This is a genomic window from Nitrospira sp. CMX1 (assembly GCF_054902215.1).
The window spans coordinates 13694-28690 of the sequence record NZ_JBUBKD010000040.1; the positions used below are offsets into that span (position 1 = coordinate 13694).

A 14997-nucleotide genomic window follows, 5' to 3' on the forward strand; every position below is an offset into this window, starting at 1 on the left:
TTTCTGCGAGGCACCTCGCAGTTTGTTCTTTTTACATCAAACCTAGAGTATCCAAATACGAGAACGCGCGTATCAGAGAATATTCTGACTGCTCCCTCGAGCCGATCGCATAGCCGCACTTCGGCTCACTTTGTTCGGTGTCGCCCGTGGGCGTCATGCTGTTCGAACCACTCCTCAATCCACTTGTTCACTTCCTCTTGCTTGTCCCCATACCATTCTTGAACCTTGCCGTCGAGTTTATCTTTGTGCCCTTCGATATATAGGAGATCGTCATCAGTGTTGTTGACGATCAATCTTTCTATCTTTTTCTCCGCGAATCACCGACCGTTCGCGGTCATTTTCTGGTGTGAAACATACATGCAATTGATCCAACGCGGCAGTCATGCCGCGCTGGATCAGAAGTCCGCTCGAACTATCCTCTGCGCGCTCCAGTCTCAGTATTCTTCCGCTCATACCAGTCATTCGCCCACTTCAGGACATCTTCCTTCTTGTCCCCATAGCGTTCCTGTACCCGGCCGACGAACTTGTCATAGTTACCTTCCGCCTCCGTGAGGTCGTCGTCCGTCAATTTCCCCCACTGACGCTTTGCTTCTCCCTTGAATTGCTGCCACTTCCCCTTGAACTGATCCGCGTTCATACAAACCTCCCATAAATGGATGATGGTTGAAGTACTTGATATGCCATTCATTTCCTCAGAAGGAACGGCATACACGATGTTTTTCTTTCTACGCTCGTTTCATCACCCACGGCACTGGACGATCCCCTAGTTATTAGTTAGTCGAAAATAGACCAGACTTGGGAACCGCGCTTCGATTGCCGCGATCGTCAAGAGACCTGCCAGTTTCCCGCCTGTATCCAATACTGGAAGACACTCCTGTCTGGTCTGTCGCATGCGCCTATACGCATTCATCAACGGCTCATCCGGTGCAACGGACGCAGTGGACCGGTCCATCACCTCGGCTACTAAAGTCTGTTGTACATCACCTATGAAATCTTTCCTCATCCGCTCCACGCTGGAGTACGTGAGAAGTCCCTGATAGCTACGTCCGTCGAACACCACCAATCCTTCAACCTCCAATCTGGCGAATAAATAGAATGCTTCATGCAGCGTGGTCTTGGGGCTCACTACTGAAGCATTCCAGGTCATCAGGTCTTTGACTCGTGCCGTCTGGCCATCGTCCCACCTACTCGGACTCTTCTGGTTCATTTCCAATTCATACTCCAACTGAGATTTCGGACCCCGAATATCTTCGGCTATACACATAAGTTCACCTCCAGATGATCATGTTCGCCAGTGAGTCATGCTTCTTTGTCATCTGACTTGCTTTTCCTGCTGCTGCCCACTAGAAAATACCCGAGTTCCCATTCACCTTCTGTAATTTGGTTGGGTGGAAAGGCGATCACTCCGCAGGCCAGTTTGTGGACCATGACTAGGCTCAGGACTCATTAACGTTGAGGATTTCCTCCGCAAACGATATGTGCTTCACTATGGCTGGAGGTAGCCATGAGTGATGTATTTCTGTTGACGCCAACGCAGTCGAACAGGATCAAGCCGTATTTATCGGCCTCGCACGGTGTCCCGCGCGTGGGTGATTTGCGGGTGATGAGCAGGATCTTCTCTATGATCCGGCACGGACTTCACTGAAAGTGATGTGCGAGGCCTAATGGCTTGCGCAAGACACTCTAGAACCGGTTTGTGCGCTGGAGCTGAGCACGGTGGCCTGAATTCGAAGCGACGCGCTGTGTGTGACGGTACGGGCAAGCCGGTGCGCCTGTTGCTGACGGAAGGGCGCACCAGCGATGACACCGGCGCAAGATGCCTTCTGCCTACTCTCCCCAAAGCCAACCATCTGATCGCCGACCGCGGTGCTGCGGAAACACTCACTTCGACTTCTGTCGTCGTCATGGGTCCTGAGGTACGGACGACATTGAACAGCCATTCAGGATACATAAATGGGGATATGGCCGATGTGATCTCGCGACACTGTCGGCACGAGACCTGGGGTTGTCTTTTAGCTCAGAGCGGGAGGCCCGGAAGACCCTGCCCGATAAGATCGCAATGGAACGAGATTCTTCTTCCACGCGGCCACGATCGGATCAATGATCCTCCAGGCTTCTTCTGCTTCATCATTCCTGATAAAAAAGATGGATTGGCCTTGGAGCACATCGAGGATCAGGCTTGCATAGGAGGACATTGCTTCTGGAGCCAGCTGCACATTCAGTTCAACCGGATCGGCTTCCAGGGGATTCCCTGGACCGTTCACGTTAAGGGTCAATCCAACTTGATCTCCCGTGAGCCCCAATCGTAACCGGTTTGACTTTACTGAGCGCGAGGAGCCGAACGTCGAAAGCCTTGAGGGCTTAAAAAATATCGTGAGTTCATGACGATCCTGCTTCATGGCTTTTCCGGTTCGCAAGACAAACGGAACATTTCGCCATCGTTCATTGTCGATACACAGACGAATCTCAGCAAATGTTTCAGTCCGCCGCTGAGAATCGACCCCCGCCTCATTGACGTAGCCTCGAACCCTCCGACCATGGATTTTCCCCTCCGCATAGCGACCCCGCCTCGTATGGGCCAACATCTCTTTCTTCGACAAAGACCCAACGTCTCGCAGCAAGCCCATTTTCCGATCGCGAAACTCGTCTGCGGTCAAGTCGGGCGGCGGCTCCATCGCGATCAAGCACATCAGCTGTAAGAGATGGTTCTGGATCATGTCTTTCAGCGCACCGGCCGAATCATAATAGCCGGCTCGCCCTTCCAATCCATGCGTCTCCTCCCACACAATCTCAACCCTCTCTACGTGCAATCGATCCCAGGCTGATTCGAATACTCTGTTGGCAAAGCGGAGGCCAAGAATATTCTGAACGGTTTGTTTACCCAAAAAATGATCGACGCGAAAGATATCCCGTTCAGATAAGAAGCTGAGCAATTTGCGATTGAGCACTTTTGCCGACTGCCTATTTTGCCCGAACGGCTTCTCCAGCATGACTCGGCTGCGTGGAGGCAACCGAATTTCGTGAAGATGGTCGACGATGGTTTCTGAGATGGAGGGAGGAAGACCAAAATACAGCACCAGGGGACCTCGTAACCGGCCGATCACTGCCTTGAGCTGATGCGGGTCGGTCAGATCGGCGGATGTATGTCGTACTCGCGCCAAGAGCTTCTTCACAACGCCAATACCGATGTTCCCACGATGCGCCTTCACTCCGTCCACAATTCGACGACGAACATCCGTCCAGGCTTTTCTGCTGACAGCCACAATCCGAAACCGCCGTGGCAATAGGCTTGCTGCTTCAAGTTCTGCCAAGGCGGGAAAGACATAGCGATAGGCCACGTCGGATCCGGCACCGAGCAGGACGAACTCATACTGCGCCATATGATTCCCTCCAGTGCTACCGGCAGACCATAGATCGCCGTTGATGGTCAAGCACGAAACACTCACCAGGAAATGACCGTACCATCATGTATTGTGGTGAGTGAACATCATCCAATAGTTTGAGTGTCCGGACTAGAGCGCGGTATCATCTTTCTGCTGCACGTTCCTTCAAGAAACAGATTGCCTTCGGTGATTCAGAATGACCCATCCAGAGGCGAGCACGAGCTGTAATGAGTTAGCATGTATTGATTCTTGGTCTCGGCTGCACTTTTGACCGAAGTTGGTCTATTCGATCGGTAATAAAGCTGAACCGCTTCCTTGTTGGATAAGGGAACCGGTAGGCGATCGGTTCTTCCTGGGGCGGTAGATGGTCCATATCTCGATACACATTCACCGGAGCTGAATCGGCTGCCAGATGGAACATAGAGCGATACCCCATCCCACAGCCGGCAATATTGAGCAGCTCTCCGACTCCATTCTGCGAGACTCGTTGGAGCGCCCGCTGTCCGATTGACTTAACGGCTCTCTCACCGCTTGTTGAGCCTCGCGATGTCGAGCACCTGTTGACTGGAATCAATCAGCAATGTGATGGCATCACCCGCCTGTACCAAGGCCAGTTCCTTCGCGGCATAGGGCCGTACAGAGTACACCTGTTGTTCTCCGTCCGTCGTCTTGATCATGATGTGTCCATCGGCCATGACTTCCACGACGGTACCGTTAATGCGGTCATGCGGCGCCTTGGGGTTGGAGATCTGTCGATATTCATGCTTCATATGTTCCAAGGACACGGAGTCCCCGAAGGTAACATCCACAATATGATCGGTCTCGTCTACCAGAAATACGGCCGGAGCTCCGATAGGCATGGATGCTAGTTTACTCCGAATCAGCGGGCTTACCGGGTGGGTAGTAGTCTCTCCATCATCCGCTCTCACCACAACTCGTTCCTGACCAACCTTCATCTGCTCCGCAACATGACCCGCCATAACGGTGTGGTGTGAATCCTTGTGTCCCCAAGGATGAAAATCGACAAGCACCTGTTGCTCATTGAAGACCATCATGACCGAGTCTCCAGGCTTGAGCTCCATTCCCTTCGCCTCTGCCACAGAGAGCGGCAGGTAACGGGGTTGGAGTGAGTCGGCGTACTCCACCTTGATTTGGTTACCTGAGATCGCTTTGGCGGTACCAAATACTATCCGATCTCCAGGAAGTAGTTGAGATGTACTCCGTGAAGTTGGAGCATGCTTCAATGCCGGAAGTGGTTGAGCTGTGCTGACTTCAGGACTCCTCGCTGATTGAGCTCCCACACACCCCGAAAGAATCAAAACAATACAGAGCACGGCTACCATTGACGGTGATAGCTTTTGGTCAGGTGAACACATAATCAGAGAGCGGGACGCTGGAGGTAATATGCAGCTCAGGTTGGTCATGTGGATTACCCTTTCGCCGAATACGTAGTGCGCGTGACGTTCACGTGAACGTCTTGATCCATCGCTACTGCTTCTACATTTTTGAATTTCTCCTATAAAGAGTAGCGTGTTCTCCAGTTGCCATGTACTCGACAAAACCCTAGCTTCACGGGTTGGACAAGCTGGATGGGACGGCTGGTTCATATTGTTTGAAATCCGATCAATCAATCAGCAGACGGGACAGATGCCGGTCGCACTCATCAATGTGATCAATGGTTAGATATCCCGCAACAGCGGATTTCATATATTCGCAGGGACCGAACACCACAACAGGGCAAGATTGTGACAGTCCTCTCCTGCTGTGCCAGACTTGTCAACTCACTCGCTGATCGCTGAGGGTTGATAATCAGTCTCCTCCCTTGAGAAGGGCTCCTTCCTCGATCTGCTTTCGCAGCGCGTTGTCTGAGTGTCTTCACATCCGTCAAGAATGGAGTCTCTGCTATATGCATTTTCTCATGTCTCATTGGTGTCTCCTTCTACAGCCCCTGCCGCCTGAATAGCTCATAGACGCTCATATGGGATAGAGCTACTCACCCCCTTGAAAGCGTCCGTCGAAGATGAGGCGATGGCCTACTGTATTTAGTTGTCACGCCCTCGTGGCATGTATCTGCCGCTCAGCCTCCAGCCAATGCTCCACGTCGTAGCCATTTTTGAAGCCGTTTGCTTCATAGAGCAGAAAGGCTCTTTCCGCGATTCTCTGATGTAGATCGTCCTGCGACTCGAGAACTTGGGCCTCAGATCTGTGAATCTGGGGTACTTGTTCTTGCTCCAATAATGAATGAGTGATTGAGGGTGTCTCAACGAAAGCACTTTCCTCGACTCTGCTTGTCGCTCTTGGCTCACGATTCCCCGAGATCTTGGGCTTCCGATTCATGTCGTTCGCACTCACACGTGACATGGTTGTCCTCCCCGTGAAATCCATTGTCACCAAGTACTCACCGCCTCGTCGGTACAAGCACAATCTCAACCCGTCGATTTTGGGCTTTGCCAGCGGATGTGCTGTTGTCCGCAATAGGGTTGCTCTCTCCATACCCTCTGATCTCCATCCGTTCTGCCATGATCCCTCCGACAAGTAGAATCTTTTGAACAGATCGAGCACGCGATTCAGAAAGTTTTAAATTGGACTCACTTGATCCATCCGAATCGGTATGGCCCTCAATAAGAAGATATTGATCCGGCACGGCAGCCAGTGTCTTCGCGATTTTGGCTACCTGCATTTGCATTGCCGGCTTGACATCAGCCTGGTTGACGTTGAAATAAATGTTCCCCGGCAAGGTGATGACAACCCCACGGGCTTCCTCACGCACCTTGGTCAGGCGTGACAATGTGGCAGTCAATTCCGCGCGTGTTTTGTCATGCTCGGCACGCAGCTTCATAACTTCACGCTCTGCCTGTTCTGCTCGAGCCTGCTCAGCCGCCAGCGCCGCGCGCTTCTCCTGCTCTTCGCGCAGACGGGCAGCTTCTTTCTCCGCAGCGGCACGTTCAGCCGCTTGCGCCGTCTGTATCTCTTGTTGCTCGCGGAGCCGAGCGACTTCCCGCTCCGCCTGTTCTGCTCGAGCCTGCTCAGCCGCCAGTGCCGCGCGGTTCTCCTGCTCTTCGCGCAGGCGGGCAGCCTCATTCTCCGCAGCGGCACGTTCAGCCGCTTGCGCCGCAAATTGTTCCTGCCCCTCGCGCAGTCGCGTAATCTCACGCTCAGCTCGGGCTCTTTCAGCAGCCTGTTTTTCTTGAGCATCCAATAGAGCCCTTTCTTGGGCTCTCGCAAGGGCCGTCATCCGTTCCAGTTCCTCCTCCTGCCCTTTCTTTCTGAGCATCATAATCTCGGCGTCGCGCAGAGCAATGGCATTGCGTGTCTTTCTGTCCGTTTCACGACGGAGGTTTTCCTCCGCTGTCTGCGCTTCTGCTATATACTGAGCTTTTCTCGCTTCTCCTTCGGCCAACCGTGCCTGATGAACAATGGCTGACGCGTCATGCTCTTTCTCCCAAGACTTGTTGGCAATGTCCAAGTTCTCCGCAGCCGTATCGTAACTGCGCGTCGCACGTTTATCCGCATGTGCGGACTTCGCGTCTTGGAGGGCGAGTCGTGCTTCCACAAGCTCGCTCGGTGGTGCTGGGACCGCACAAGCGGCTAGAGTCAAGACACCCCAGACAAGACTACTGACAGTCCAAAGGTGATATTGCACGCTGTCGTTGTTTTTTTCTCGGTTCTTCATTTATCAGACTCCGTCTCAACGCCAGATGGTGGAACCTGCAATTGTTTCTGTACCGCTTCGGCTTTGACCTCAAGCTCGTCCGCCTGCTGACGGACCATGGCAGCCTCTTTTTTCTGCTGTTCGGCTTGGGCCCGAGCTCGCGCAGCTTCGGCGTAGGTCGTCGTTTCAAGAAGATATTGGCGGGCCGCCGAGTGATCACCCTTGCCCGCTGCCCGTTGGGCTGCACCAAGCGCCTGCCTCGCTTTTTGAAGGAGAACAGGAGCATGATCAAAAGCTCCTGCTGATTCAGCGCTCCGGATAATTGCTTCAGTTTCTGTCAGTTGTGTTTGCGGAACCGGCGGGCCGCTCAAGGCACAGCCGACGACGATGTACAATAGACCAATTGCCAGAGTCGACCCTATGACAATCCTCATCGGAACTCCCCTTTCAGCATCTGCACATTGTCCTCCGTTCCCCTGATACCTTTCTGAAAATAGTAGGTGGCTACAGTGACACCCCAATATGGTCACGAGTCTCTGCTTGCGCAAAATGCGTGAGCCATCCCACTCCACTGATTGGCTAACGCACCTTGCCGAGGATGTCATTTCTAATCACTAAGTACCGTAATTCAGACTCGACCGCAGCTAGACAAACCCCTAGGCTCAGGACTCGTTCTTCGAACTAGGAGATGATGGGTACAGCGAGCCAGATAACCGAGAAGAAGCGGTGTGGTGTACAATGCCTCTGTAACCAACCGCCATCTATGATGGAAGGTACGCATGGTGCGGAGCCACTACGAGCCCCCCTACCGAGCACGCGCCTTGAAATTACTCCCCTGGATCTGTGCGCACTGCGGACGAGAATTTGACGGCAAGAAGCTGAACCAGCTCACGGTCCATCACAAGGACCACAACCATCAGAACAATCCCCCAGACGGCAGCAACTGGGAGTTGCTCTGCCTCTACTGTCATGACAACGAGCATCAGCGTGAGCACATAGGTAGCGAGTCGAACGACTCTTCGTCGAACCGTGAACCAGAACGCCCCTTCACACCCTTCGACCAACTCGCCAAGCTCATCAGCCGTAGACAGTTGTGATGATCTCTATCCAATTTCTGGGGGGTCACATCTGCGTCACGCCCTACAGGCCTTGTGTGCTCGTCTTAAGGGCTTTCCGAATTCTTCATTCTCCATGCTCGTTTCACCTCTTTACACAATCTTGAGACAGGGTGGACATACTAGCCCTGGAGTATAAGGTATCCGACCCCTTTATTTGACCACTTTATTAAGGAGGGAAGGTGCGCACGCTCAGACACAGAGAGATTCCTACAGGGGTGATCGTGTGAAGAGGAGTCAGTCGAGCCCGATGGCCGTACCGGGCATTCACCAGAAACCTATCGGCAGACACTCGCAGATCCCCCAAGTATCCCCGTCTGTACAGACTTGCGAACTGTCGACAATACCGAGAGACGTGACACTCAAAAGAACCGTTGTGGGACGACAATGATGTCGTTCGGATGGATGAGATCGTCGAGCTTGACGGAAATCGTGACTTCCTGCCCGTTGATGACTCGTAGCACCTTCGTCCGACTCTCCGCTGCTTTCTCCGTAAATCCCCCGGCCATTGTAATGGCCTTGTGTACAGTCAAGCCTCTTTCGTACATGTAGTCGCCAGGACGCCTGACTTCTCCATTCACATAGAGCTTTGAGGCTTGTGCCACCACGATCAAATCATTGGGCAGAACCAACTCATCGAGCGCCACAAGGATAGTATGAGTACTGCCTCCCTGTTGACGGGTAATCTTCACCTCACTCCGATCGGCCTTTTCAGTGAAGCCTTCCGCAAGGGCGAGAGCTTTTTGGACGGTCATCCCCTCTCTGTATTCAAAGCCCCCTGGTTTTCTGACTTCCCCATTCACAAAGAAGTTACGGTGTCGCACGATGAATACGGTCACTTTCGGATTCCGGATGTAGCCTGCGCGAAGGTGAGCCGTCAGCTCGTCCTGAAAGTCTTGGACCGTTCGACCTCCCACGGACAGGGTGCCGAGCAGCGGGAAGGTGATCGTGCCATTGCCATCTACCGTACGTTCCACGGAGAGATCGTCCTCTCCGAAGACTTGCACCTGAATCACATCATTGGGACCCAATCGGTACGCCTCTTGACGTTCAGCGTAGGCAATCGTGAATGTCCCCAACAGAGCCATTGCGACGACCGAAAGGCCGATCACTGAAAACCCGGTATAACTCATGATCGCATGACCATTAGATTGATCTTTCTCTTCATCCCGGTACTGAATTCGCAGACTGATCCCCAGTGCGTACCATAGCCAACTTGGCCAGAATGAGTCATTGTTGAGGAATTTCATCGCTTGCTCCCTACATTCCGAAACACCGCAGTGTCCTGGCGCCAGATCACACTATCGGAGGGATATTGTGCCCACTGTGAAGGTTCCCGTCAAACCCAGCCCACTCAGACTTCCCCGGCTTCCTTGCTTATTGAGAACAACCAGGATGGCAGGGGTCATGAGCGCCGTCATGATAGCTTCCTCGACACCGTTCTGATCGCGATGATGCAGTCTTTCATTTTATGGCACGACTCTTCACGCCCACCAGTGGATTTTCCATGTCTGACAAGTCATGGTCGGCCTGCCGGCTCCCGCAGGGCTCTGTGTGTTGGAAGCTTGGCACCAACTCATGAAGCAGGTCTATGACATGATCGGTTTCATGCCGAGCGGCGCTTTGCTCGAGCATAGCCACACGCGGCATCAGCGCGTAGGGAGTTCGGCTACGGTTCGATTTGACTGTGAAGATTCTGCTCAAAGTCGATCGTTCGACAGTCTCCTCCGACCCAACCAACTCCTCAGACAGCTTTTCACCAGACCGAAGCCCTACGAACGAGATCACAATGTCTACATCTGGGGTCAAGCCCGTGAGGCGAATGAGATTCCGTGCCAAGTCGACAATCTTGATCTGTTCCCCCATATCCAACACATAAATCGCACCAGGCTCACCGATCGCGGCGGCATGTAAGACCAGCTGAACCGCTTCCGGAATCATCATGAAATATCGTCGAATCTCAGGGTGCGTGACCGTCACTGGTCCACCCGCCTTAATCTGATCAAGAAAACGCGGCACCACGCTCCCATTGCTGCCCAGCACATTGCCAAATCGAACAGTCGTAAATCTCGTTTGACCATGTTCCACCAAACTTTGTACGACAAGCTCAGCCACCCGCTTGGTCACCCCCATGATGCTGGTTGGATTCACCGCTTTATCAGTTGAGATCATGATGAATTGTTCAACCCCACAACGGGCCGCCGCCTGGGCGACAACTCGAGTCCCGCGCACATTGTTTTTCACCGCTTCACACGGGCTCGCCTCCATCAACGGCACATGCTTGTGCGCCGCGGCGTGAAAGATGATGGCAGGCTTGAAGGTTTGCAAGACCCTCTCTACGCGAACATCGTCTCCAACGTCTCCCACAACTGGAAATACCGGTATGGCGCACGCACCGTCAGCCAGTTCGTTATGAATGGCGAACAAGCTGTTTTCGTACCGTTCGAACAGTACCAAGAGGCTCGGCTTAAACCTGACGATCTGCCGGCACAGCTCCGATCCGATTGAACCGCCAGCCCCTGTGACCATAATCGGTTTCCCCTTAATGAGCCGGCACAGCGGGGTAACGTCCAGTCCAATGGGAGTTCGCTCTAGGAGGTCCTCAAGTGCCAAATTCCGAATCCGTGTAATCTCGACCTGCCCCTCAACGATATTTCTGAGACCCGGCACGATCTGGATTCTCACTTTGTGAGGCTCGAACAGTTTCACGAGATCACGAATAAGCTTAGGGTTGGCAGTTGGTATCGCGAGCAAGACGACGTCGGGAACGACGTCCGCTATAATTCGGCATAAATCCTTGCGGCCCCCCAGAACCCGCACGCCGTGAATGCGGCGTCCGATTTTTCCAGGATCATCATCGATAAATCCGACAGGTTCGTATTTGACGGCCGAACTCTCTTTCAGCGACCTGACGAGGCTCGCACCTGCATGGCCGGCCCCGTAGATGACAACACGCGTTTGGCGTTTGGAACCTCCACACTCCCGGTAATATCGCCAACTGAGACGCACTCCCCCCAAGAGAACGATGAGAAGCACTGTGTCCAGCATGTAGATGGATTGAGGATAACTCTCGAGGCCAATACCCCACCTGATCGCAACATACATCACGGCCGTTCCCACGATCGAGGAGACGATAATGTTCTTGAGATCCCAGAGGCTCGTGTGCTTCCACATGCCTTGATAGAGCCGGAATGGGAAAAAGATCAGCAGACGGATGACCAGAACTAACGGTAGGCATTGTATGAACAGACTCATGGCCCAACCTGGAATCATTCCGTCAAACCTGAGCCAAAAAGCCAGATAATTGGCCAGGGCGATGAATCCCAAGTCAATGGTGACAAGGGCAGGCAAACTGAACCGACGTAAGAATGTCATGATAGCCATAGTCATAGTTGGTAAGAGAACGGGAGAACGCCAAGGTTGTTTTGCAAGATTGTCTCTGTGATTGTAAAGGCGCTACAGCACGCAACTACCGATGGAGGTCATGCCGTCACCCTGCATGAGAGTGGGAACGGCCATGATGAAACTCTTGGCCGTATTGCAGGAACCATTCGTACAGTTCAGGAACAAATCGCCCGAGTACGGCGCCTCCCAAGCTGGGAAGAAATGACCAGATTTCTCGAACGGATGGCACTCTGGGTGACGCACTGAGCGGCGTAGCAACGACGTTCGCCTCTAGGCCAGTACCGAGAAAGACGAGAGTGAAGATTGCCGCGGCTCTCATCACATGGTCGCGAGATGTCACAACCATCACGCGATCCATTCTTTCCCGGGCGAGTATACGACGAATCATTAAGGCTTCATCAACGGTATTGCGCACGCCGGTTGCACACAGCTCACGCACTCCTCGTTCGCGAAGGCATGTCGCATCGACCAAGGTGGAGAGGATGCGGGGGGCTAACCCCTGCTCGGCCAACAACGCCGCATATCGATCACGTTCGACATCTTTTGCTAAGGCGACGATCGCGTCGGCTGGTTGTGGTCGCTCAAACAACGGATGAGGATGGAACACCGTCACGAATTCTGGGTGAAAGATGAGCCAGTTCATTCCATAGAGTCCAAGAAGTCCTACGAACGGCAATAGGACCGTCGCCAACAACACCCATCTGTCTCTGAACAATCTCCTCCATACAGGAGTCATGCGTCTTTAGCCCGCACTCTTGGATATTCGCGATCGATCATCCTAACCAAGCAACCGCTCGACCTGTAAACAAACGTGATTGATTTCCTCCAAAGTGGTGTGTGAATACAACGGCAACGCGAGAGCTTGCCGGCTGATCTCGCTGGTGCGCTGCAGATTCGAGCTGACACGCTTGGGAACACGTTGAAACAAGGCGTGTTCATGAACCGGCGGATAAAAGTATCGCTTTGTCTGGATTCCCACCATCTTCAACGCCTCGTAGACTTCATTACGACTTAATTTGGCTCGGTCCGTGATAAACAACACAAAATAGTTCCCGCTGGTTGACCGATCTGACGGAAACTTTTGGACCCAACAGCCGGGGAGCGTACCCAACCGATCACGATAGATCCCGATAAGTTCCTTGCGCGCCTTTACGAGTTCGTCCATCATGCGCAGGGAGAGCAGCCCGACGGCTGCGTGCAACTCGCTCATCCGGGCAGACAGGCCCAGATGATGCATTTCTTCCCCTTTCGTAGGATCTTTCCCATAGTCGCGCAGAGAACGCATTCGCTCCGCGAGGGCATGATCATTCGTCGTGAACAGTCCGCCTTCAACCGACGTCACGACTTTTGTCGGACTCATTGAAAATACTTCACAGGCGCCGAATCCTCCAAGCGGCCAGCCCTGATAGGTCGCGCCCAGCCCTTGTGCACTGTCGAAATAGACGGGCAACCCTTTCCGCTGGCCCAGCGCGAGCAACGCCTCAGTATCGGGTGGCAATCCGAAGATGGACACTCCGCAGATCGCCACCGTTTTTGCGGACAGATTCCGCTCCACATCGGCAGGATCGATGGTACACGTATCTGGCAAACAGTCGCAGAACACCGGAATGAGCCCGTTCCATAACAAGGCCTGCGCTGTCGCCGCGAAGGTAAACGACGGCACGATGACTTCCTGCCCCGGCTGAAACCCCAGCGCTTCGGGAATCATCATCAGTCCAGCCGTACAGTTCGACAACGCCACGCAATGTCGCGCGCCGGTCCGCTGGCATACCTCTTCTTCAAGGCCCCTGACAATAGGACCAAGTGTGACGGTTCCGGCATCCCAGCTCGGCTCAACGAGCTGCATGATGTCGCTCATTGATGGAAGCGTGGGGCGGATAATATTGAGCTGCATAGTCTTCCTCCTTCGACGTGATAGCCCAGGGGTATGGGGTGTTGGGATAACCGAGAAATGTGTGCGGACCGACGAATGCATCAGCGAGAACGAGTCGCGGAACGAGGCTGCTTTTGATGAGACTACGAAAGACTCACATGCAGGTCCAGATTGATATCACGATGCTGCTGCCGCTCGTCAGCCGGGTGTACTTGCTGTTCGATGACAAGTCTCCCTTCTCAACTCCTTCATAGAGGATTCGTTCGTCACTATTCCTAGTTGCTAACTTGGTCAACGGATGGTGAGCAGCTCCTTCAGCGACGGAGCAACCGGACGAGTCTGAGGTATAAACTTCCCATGATCGTAATTCGACGCACACATCGCTCACGCCCTCACGCATGAGCATCGCGATGGAATGACTGTGCTCCGGGGTTGCCGGTCGAATGATGCGGGTCTCGCTGCTCACACCTCCACCTTTGGTCTAGCTTCGATAGGCAGGGAAAAATCCCTCGACTGGAACCCACTGTTGCCCCTGTCCCACAGCCCAAACTCGGCGTTGTTCGATGAGCCTCATGTATTGGTCGGGATTAAGGATTCGAGTGCCAACCTTGAACGTCTTCACACTATGGGGAGCAAATCGTTTTTTATAGCTAAGGAGACCGTCGTTTTCCTGATGACTTCCGCCAAACACCATGTATCGCTTCCCCTGTTCACTCCCCCACACATTCGTCTGGTGACGGAGTGCCGTGTTGGCTCCACACGACAACCCTTCCTCGGTTGTACCCCCAAGAAAGGCATACGTATGGCTCTGTGAAACAAGTTGCAGCTCAGTCGAAACGACATGATTCTCGTGGAGCGCATGAAAAAAGACGGTATGCGTTGAGAGACGTTTCATCAATGCCGTAAAGAGCATCTGCGGAAAAAAATAATTGGAGGACGCCGTGCGACGCTCCATCGTGGAATAGTAGACCGCCAAGAACTCTTCCAGGCGATCACCTTGTGGATCCACGACGACCGACACCCCTTTCCGAACCGACCGTCTGAGAACTTCGCGCACCGACTTTGCGTAGTTCTTTAAAATGGATGGTTCCCCCTCCTCCAAGGGAATGACCACGGAGGGGCCTTTGGTGATGACCTCACCCTTGAAGGGAATGGCCTGATCCTCAAACAGCGGGAGTCTGGTAAAAAGCGACACAACATTCAGAGTATCCGCCCATTGGTCGAAACGATCCCAAAATGTCGTCACATCCGGGCTCCCCCATCCAAATGGACCTCCAAAACCATATGGTGATATGAGATCACACCAGGCGTTGCTCTCTTTGACCCATGGCTCGGATTCGAGAGGGCGAAGGAGCAGCGGAAAGAGAATGCCACCGAATGAATCTTCCAGTGCGACACAGAGTGCGCGGTCACCTGGTCGTCCGAACAACGAGACATAGTCGGGATGTGCCCAGACTTCGCGATTCGGCCAGCGGTGCCATATCTGGAGCCATGCGGATCGGTCTGTCGGACTCGAGGCGTCCAACACATGTAGGGTGGAGGGGGATGCTGGTACAGATAACATAGGGA

The 14997-nt window shown here is 53.4% G+C and carries 14 protein-coding genes; 1 reads left to right on the plus strand and 13 read right to left on the minus strand.

Features of this window, described 5'->3' with window-relative positions; translation table 11 throughout:
- Positions 1-412: 412 nt before the first annotated feature.
- The 7 genes from ACYX34_RS09795 to ACYX34_RS09825 all read right to left on the minus strand — a co-directional run bounded on the left by ACYX34_RS09795 (position 413) and on the right by ACYX34_RS09825 (position 7469).
- A complete protein-coding gene (locus ACYX34_RS09795) occupies positions 413-637 on the minus strand; it encodes a CsbD family protein (protein WP_462076373.1) in 225 nt (74 codons plus the stop codon).
- A 126-nt stretch (positions 638-763) separates the two neighbouring features.
- Positions 764-1264 carry a CBS domain-containing protein gene (locus tag ACYX34_RS09800; RefSeq protein WP_462076374.1) on the minus strand — a complete coding sequence of 167 codons (501 nt, stop codon included), beginning with the start codon at positions 1262-1264 and terminating at the stop codon, positions 764-766.
- Between the two features lie 748 nt (positions 1265-2012).
- Positions 2013-3380: a glucose-6-phosphate dehydrogenase gene (locus tag ACYX34_RS09805; RefSeq protein WP_462076375.1), complete on the minus strand. Its 1368-nt coding sequence runs from the start codon at positions 3378-3380 to the stop codon at positions 2013-2015.
- Between the two features lie 527 nt (positions 3381-3907).
- Positions 3908-4528, minus strand: a complete 621-nt coding sequence (locus ACYX34_RS09810; protein WP_462076376.1) for a hypothetical protein — start codon at positions 4526-4528, stop codon at positions 3908-3910.
- Positions 4529-5432: 904 nt separating this feature from the next.
- Positions 5433-5876, minus strand: a complete 444-nt coding sequence (locus ACYX34_RS09815) for a DUF2934 domain-containing protein (protein ID WP_462076377.1) — start codon at positions 5874-5876, stop codon at positions 5433-5435.
- Positions 5782-7056 carry an OmpA family protein gene (locus tag ACYX34_RS09820; protein WP_462076378.1) on the minus strand — a complete coding sequence of 425 codons (1275 nt, stop codon included), beginning with the start codon at positions 7054-7056 and terminating at the stop codon, positions 5782-5784. The genes ACYX34_RS09815 and ACYX34_RS09820 overlap by 95 nt, the downstream gene beginning before the upstream one ends.
- The gene (locus ACYX34_RS09825) at positions 7053-7469 is read right to left on the minus strand and encodes a DUF4398 domain-containing protein (RefSeq protein ID WP_462076379.1); all 417 of its coding nucleotides are present in this window, start codon (positions 7467-7469) and stop codon (positions 7053-7055) included. Before ACYX34_RS09825 ends, ACYX34_RS09820 begins: the two co-directional genes overlap by 4 nt.
- A 345-nt stretch (positions 7470-7814) precedes the next feature.
- Between ACYX34_RS09825 and ACYX34_RS09830 the strand changes: the two genes are divergently transcribed.
- Positions 7815-8132 (plus strand): YajD family HNH nuclease, encoded by a 318-nt coding sequence (locus tag ACYX34_RS09830; RefSeq protein ID WP_462076380.1) that lies wholly within the window; start codon positions 7815-7817, stop codon positions 8130-8132.
- Between the two features lie 380 nt (positions 8133-8512).
- Here ACYX34_RS09830 and ACYX34_RS09835 read toward each other — a convergent pair whose 3' ends face one another.
- From ACYX34_RS09835 to ACYX34_RS09860, 6 genes are all read right to left on the minus strand, one after another.
- On the minus strand, positions 8513-9400 hold the full coding sequence (locus tag ACYX34_RS09835; RefSeq protein WP_462076381.1) for an SLBB domain-containing protein: 888 nt from the start codon (positions 9398-9400) through the stop codon (positions 8513-8515).
- A gap of 214 nt (positions 9401-9614) precedes the next feature.
- A complete protein-coding gene (locus ACYX34_RS09840) occupies positions 9615-11534 on the minus strand; it encodes a polysaccharide biosynthesis protein (RefSeq protein WP_462076382.1) in 1920 nt (639 codons plus the stop codon).
- A 106-nt stretch (positions 11535-11640) separates the two neighbouring features.
- A complete protein-coding gene (locus ACYX34_RS09845) occupies positions 11641-12291 on the minus strand; it encodes a YdcF family protein (RefSeq protein ID WP_462076383.1) in 651 nt (216 codons plus the stop codon).
- Between the two features lie 42 nt (positions 12292-12333).
- Positions 12334-13449, minus strand: coding sequence for a DegT/DnrJ/EryC1/StrS family aminotransferase (locus ACYX34_RS09850; RefSeq protein WP_462076384.1), 1116 nt, complete (start codon positions 13447-13449; stop codon positions 12334-12336).
- Positions 13450-13582: 133 nt separating this feature from the next.
- On the minus strand, positions 13583-13894 hold the full coding sequence (locus ACYX34_RS09855; protein ID WP_462076385.1) for a hypothetical protein: 312 nt from the start codon (positions 13892-13894) through the stop codon (positions 13583-13585).
- A gap of 15 nt (positions 13895-13909) precedes the next feature.
- Entirely contained in the window at positions 13910-14992 is a 1083-nt protein-coding gene (locus tag ACYX34_RS09860; RefSeq protein ID WP_462076386.1) for a GNAT family N-acetyltransferase, read from the minus strand.
- Positions 14993-14997: the final 5 nt, after the last annotated feature.